General features: G+C 35.0%; 5 protein-coding genes. 2 read left to right on the top strand and 3 right to left on the bottom strand.

Annotated features, from left to right (window positions below):
• The 3 genes from ABX784_RS15655 to ABX784_RS15665 all read right to left on the bottom strand — a co-directional run.
• On the bottom strand, positions 1–654 hold a 654-nt coding region (locus tag ABX784_RS15655; protein WP_372656002.1), incomplete at its 3' end, for a hypothetical protein.
• A gap of 277 nt (positions 655–931) precedes the next feature.
• Positions 932–2506, bottom strand: a complete 1575-nt coding sequence (locus tag ABX784_RS15660) for a Na/Pi cotransporter family protein (RefSeq protein WP_372656003.1) — start codon at positions 2504–2506, stop codon at positions 932–934.
• Between the two features lie 4 nt (positions 2507–2510).
• Complete coding sequence (locus tag ABX784_RS15665) at positions 2511–2858, bottom strand: hypothetical protein (RefSeq protein WP_372656004.1); 348 nt, start codon at positions 2856–2858, stop codon at positions 2511–2513.
• A 149-nt stretch (positions 2859–3007) separates the two neighbouring features.
• Between ABX784_RS15665 and ABX784_RS15670 the strand changes: the two genes are divergently transcribed.
• Both ABX784_RS15670 and hemC read left to right on the top strand, forming a co-directional pair.
• Positions 3008–3931 (top strand): hypothetical protein, encoded by a 924-nt coding sequence (locus ABX784_RS15670; protein ID WP_372656005.1) that lies wholly within the window; start codon positions 3008–3010, stop codon positions 3929–3931.
• A partial coding sequence (gene hemC / locus ABX784_RS15675; RefSeq protein WP_372656006.1) for a hydroxymethylbilane synthase occupies positions 3924–4480 on the top strand: 557 nt, incomplete at its 3' end. The genes ABX784_RS15670 and hemC, both read left to right, overlap by 8 nt.

The raw sequence follows: 4480 nt of genomic DNA on the forward strand, positions 1-4480 counted from the left end.
ACTCGTATCTTTAAGATTAATTCTTATAATGTTACTTTCCATAGTTTGTGATACGTACAGCCAATCAGCGTCTTTTCCTTGGGCCATACCGTTAGGGAATATCAACCCCTCTATAATGTCTACATCACCATTTTTAAGATCAAGATCATAGATCTCACCATTGTCACTAACAGAAATAAAAAGTCTATCATTAGCTTCGTCAAGGTGAATACTATTTACGTATCCTAAGTCTGTAAGCATGACCTCAGGCATACTATTTTCATATGACTCCGTATTAACTTTTACTAACGCTCCACCTTGATAATTTGCAAGTGCAACATAAATGTTATTTGATTTATCAGCTAGAATACCCATGACTTGAGATTTACCTTCAATCCAGCCAGGAAGGTTATCTAGTTTAATAGTTCCCTTAGTCTTAAATAGCTTATCAAGAATGGAAATAGTTGCTTTCTTATGGTTTGCAACGAAAAAAGTTCCGTTACTATTTATAGATATTCCTTCAGGGGCATGAAAACTATCTGCCGTAATATTTTTATCACTAACATCAATCATCTGGAACTGAGGATTACTAGTTGGGTAGTCGAGGCTAAAGCTTAACTTTGCAAACGATAAGTTAGAAAATAAAACAGCAAAACTGATCATAAGAAATTTCATATAAATACCTCTATTATTGTAATAATTTTTATAGAGTATACCTAAACAAGAGAGCGCAGTGCATCATACTATATTAATTACATAGCCTTAATATAAATAAACACTAAACGGAAGATTACATAAGTAGCTGATATTTATATATTTAACTCTGAAAGTGAGGGGTCTATATTTATAAAATTTTTTTGGATATTTACAAAGATGAGTTACAAAGAATCCCACTTAAACTCATCATCAATACCGTTGTATATTTAGAAAGCCACTTTAAAAAGGTAGTCGACTATCTTGCAAGATAAAGACTATAGCTATGAGAGCGTACTTTTCGTAGAGAAATGATTATATCTGAGTAGCTGAGAGATTGATGGTCTCTATTAAGCCTTAAGTCTTCACACTCTTCTTTAAGCTCACCAGCAAGTCTTTGAACCTCAACTGGTCCATGCTTTACTCCAGCTCCTAAATTTGAGCAGCAGATCTCATAGAAAGCTCTTACCTTATTAAGAAGAGTAATTATCTTATCTAAGTCCTCTTGAGTAAGAGATTCTTCAATAGAAATAGTAGTTTTGTGAGTGACGAAGTTATTTAAGTAATCTGCGATGTTCTCAAATTCTTTAGATACAAAGAGAATTGATAATGCTTCTTTTGCCTGAGAAGAATTAAGAGCATTCTCCATAAGAGACTGAATAAAAACTTCCATCTCATTACATATTCTATCTGTAATATCTTCGTATTTTTTAATCTTAGCAAGCTGCCTTGGGCTCCCTTCAACATCACTTATATACATCTCGATCTGATCAAACATACGATCTACGATACTTTTAAGCTTATACATCTCCTTATGTCCCTGCCAAAGTGCTGTGGCCGGAATAAGTTCATCTGAGCGACCAAAGGCAATAAGTCTTTGAGGAATTTTAATCTCAGGACTAGGAATTAGTTTAAAGACCGATTCTTTTATAAACTTAAAGAACACGAGGGCCAAAATAATATTTACAGCATTTAGTGTTGTATAAAAGAAAGGAAGAACTAGATTAATCCCAACGTATGATTGAATTAGCTGCAAACTAGTTGGAAAGAAAGTTAAGTAGATAAGAGCAGTTGGAATAGAAAATAAATTTAAGAAGATATTAAATAGAGCTGACCTCTGCCCTTCAATATTTCCCTTCTTAGAGTTTAAAAATAATTTCACACACGGACCTAGAGACGCTCCCGCTAGAACTGCACAAGAGAGCTCCACTGAAATATTATGCGTATAAAAGAACGCCATAAAGAGACCAATCAAAAGAACTGTACTATTTAAGAAGTATGAAACGACTGCACCTAGAACAATAGCAATACAAAGATATAAGAAATGATGTCCCTCAACGAGTGTTGTCGAAATAACAAGAGCATCTGAACTAAAAAATGTAATACAGAGATCTAGACCTAAATATAGAAACCCAACACCTAAGATTACTCTAGAGAGTAATTTAACAGCGAGAATTCTGATAAAGAAATGTCCTACTGCCCCAACAAATAGAAAGAGATAAGACCAGTGAGAAAGATCAAATGTAAACAACCAAGGAAATACAGATGCCCCTAGGTTCACTCCCATAATAAAGAGTGCTGAAATACTAAATTTCACTATCCCTGAGTTCACAAGTCCTAGAATCATATTTGTACATGAGTAGACACTTAGAACACTCGCCCCACTTAATAGACCCATAAGAAAAGAGTTTCTAGATCTAATAACTGTTTTTGCATTAAGACCTCTTAACACTTCACCAAAGAGTGATTGCATTGAAAGGACTAAGAAATTAATGGAGAAAATAAACAGTGCGACACCGCCAAGTAATGGCCAGATGCGTTCTATAGGGATCATATACTCAACTTGTTGTTAGCTTTGCAAAAAAGATTGGGATAATAATATAGAGAATTGTGTCCCGAACTAAATAAAAAAGGAAGAAATAAATGAAGGCCTTTGGACCTTTATCCCAAAGTTTCTCAATTCCAAGATACTGAACTTTCTTACTCATCGAAATCATGAAGGGAGTTTTTCCCCAATGCTTCATAAAAAAGCTAAGGGCCCCATCAACCTTCTTGTCGAACCTTAAAAAGGCATTTATAACGAACTGAGGAGTCATACGAAGAAGAAATGCTTTAATTACATCTCCCCATCTCTCCCAGAATGGTCGTGTGTCTTTATCATTTAATGTTTCAATGGCCTTGCTCATGGGAGATTATTACCAAAAAATGTTTGCTATGTGAAACAATTTGAAAAAAATCATTTTCCTACACTTTTGTGACAATATTCTCTAACCATAGAGATATATTGAGTAAACAAACATTCTAGACACACTACAGCAAACCAAGAACGGATATTATGATTAGTGGATTAAAAGTTATTAACCTACCGGCCGGAGCCAAAGTAGATCGCCCTCAAAATGGAGAGCTATTTATACTTGAAACTTGCCAAAGAACTTTAGTTCTAGGATTTAACTTCGTTCCTTTCCACCATATCGACGATACTCACGATTGTATGGAAACATTTGTTGCAGATAAGGCCTACAGCTACCTCTTAGAAACTATTTGCGGTTTAAAAAGTAAGCTACTTGGTGAGAATGAAATCACATCTCAATTTAAGAAATCCTATACAGACTATTTAAGCTATGGAGTTAGAAACTCACAAATAATGTCTATCCTTGAAAAGTTATTCATGGATGCAAAGAAGATAAGAACATCATTTCTAAAAGAAATTGGTCAACAGACTTATGCAGGTATCTCTAGAAAGCTTCTAAGAAGTACTACTAATGACGGTGATGTACTCATCATTGGTTCAGGTCAACTTGCTGAAGACCTAATTAAGCTTCTAGCAAGAAAGCACCGCATATTTTTAAGCGCAAGAAACACAACAAGATCTCTTGAACTTGTAACAAAGTATCACGAGGCCAATATTCAATTAGTAGAGTGGGATAACCACCAAACTTGGGCAGAGTTTTCATATATTATGAATACAGTTGGTACAGATAAATACTCTATCAACCATGATTTCTTTACGAACTGGGCCAATAATCATTCTAGATTATTCGTTGATTTAGGATCTCCCTGTATGATAAATACACCTTTCTCTAGTTCAGAAGAAGTTTATAGACTTGAAGATATTTTCGAGTTTGGAAAAAATTTAAATAAATCAAAACAGCAGAAAGTACAAAGTGCCCATGCAGCAATAGAAACTCTTGTCGAAAAAAGAATTAATTCATTTGCTCTCAGCCTACCTTTCGGCTGGGAGGAAGTTCAGTTTGTCTAATAAAGTATATAAAATTGGAACGCGAGGAAGTCTTCTCGCAGTCACTCAGTGTACACAAGTAAAAAACGAATTAGAATCTCTTACGGGAGAGAAGTTCGAGCTTGAGATTATTACAACTCAAGGGGATCTCATTACAGATAAGCCACTTTGGCAACTTGATGGGAAGGACTTCTTCACAAAAGAGCTTGATGCTGCTCTACTTACAAACAAAGTAGATATGGTTGTTCACTCTTATAAAGATTTAGGAAGTGATAGACCTGAGGGAATTAAGCTTGCTGCAATCACAAAGAGACACTTTGCTCATGACATTCTATTTATAAAGAATTCTACAATAGATAAGCTAAGTGAAATGGATAACTTTGTTGTTGGGACAAGCTCTCCAAGAAGAATAGTAAATATTGAAGCTAGACTAAAGGACTTCCTACCTACTGATAATATCAAAGTAGAGACTAAGATGTTGCGTGGAAATGTAAACACTAGGATCGGTAAATTAGTAAGTGGAGACTACGACGCTATTGTACTAGCACTACCAGGAATAGAAAGACTTGC

Source organism: Halobacteriovorax sp. (assembly GCF_041587335.1).
GTDB lineage: Bacteria > Bdellovibrionota > Bacteriovoracia > Bacteriovoracales > Bacteriovoracaceae > Halobacteriovorax.

What these genes read in the sequence shown, in the direction of transcription:
- ABX784_RS15660 (WP_372656003.1), bottom strand. Translation starts at nt 2,506, where the DNA reads ATGATCCCTATAGAACGCATCTGGCCATTACTTGGCGGTGTCGCACTG.
- ABX784_RS15665 (WP_372656004.1), bottom strand. Translation starts at nt 2,858, where the DNA reads ATGAGCAAGGCCATTGAAACATTAAATGATAAAGACACACGACCATTC.
- ABX784_RS15670 (WP_372656005.1), top strand. Translation starts at nt 3,008, where the DNA reads ATGATTAGTGGATTAAAAGTTATTAACCTACCGGCCGGAGCCAAAGTA.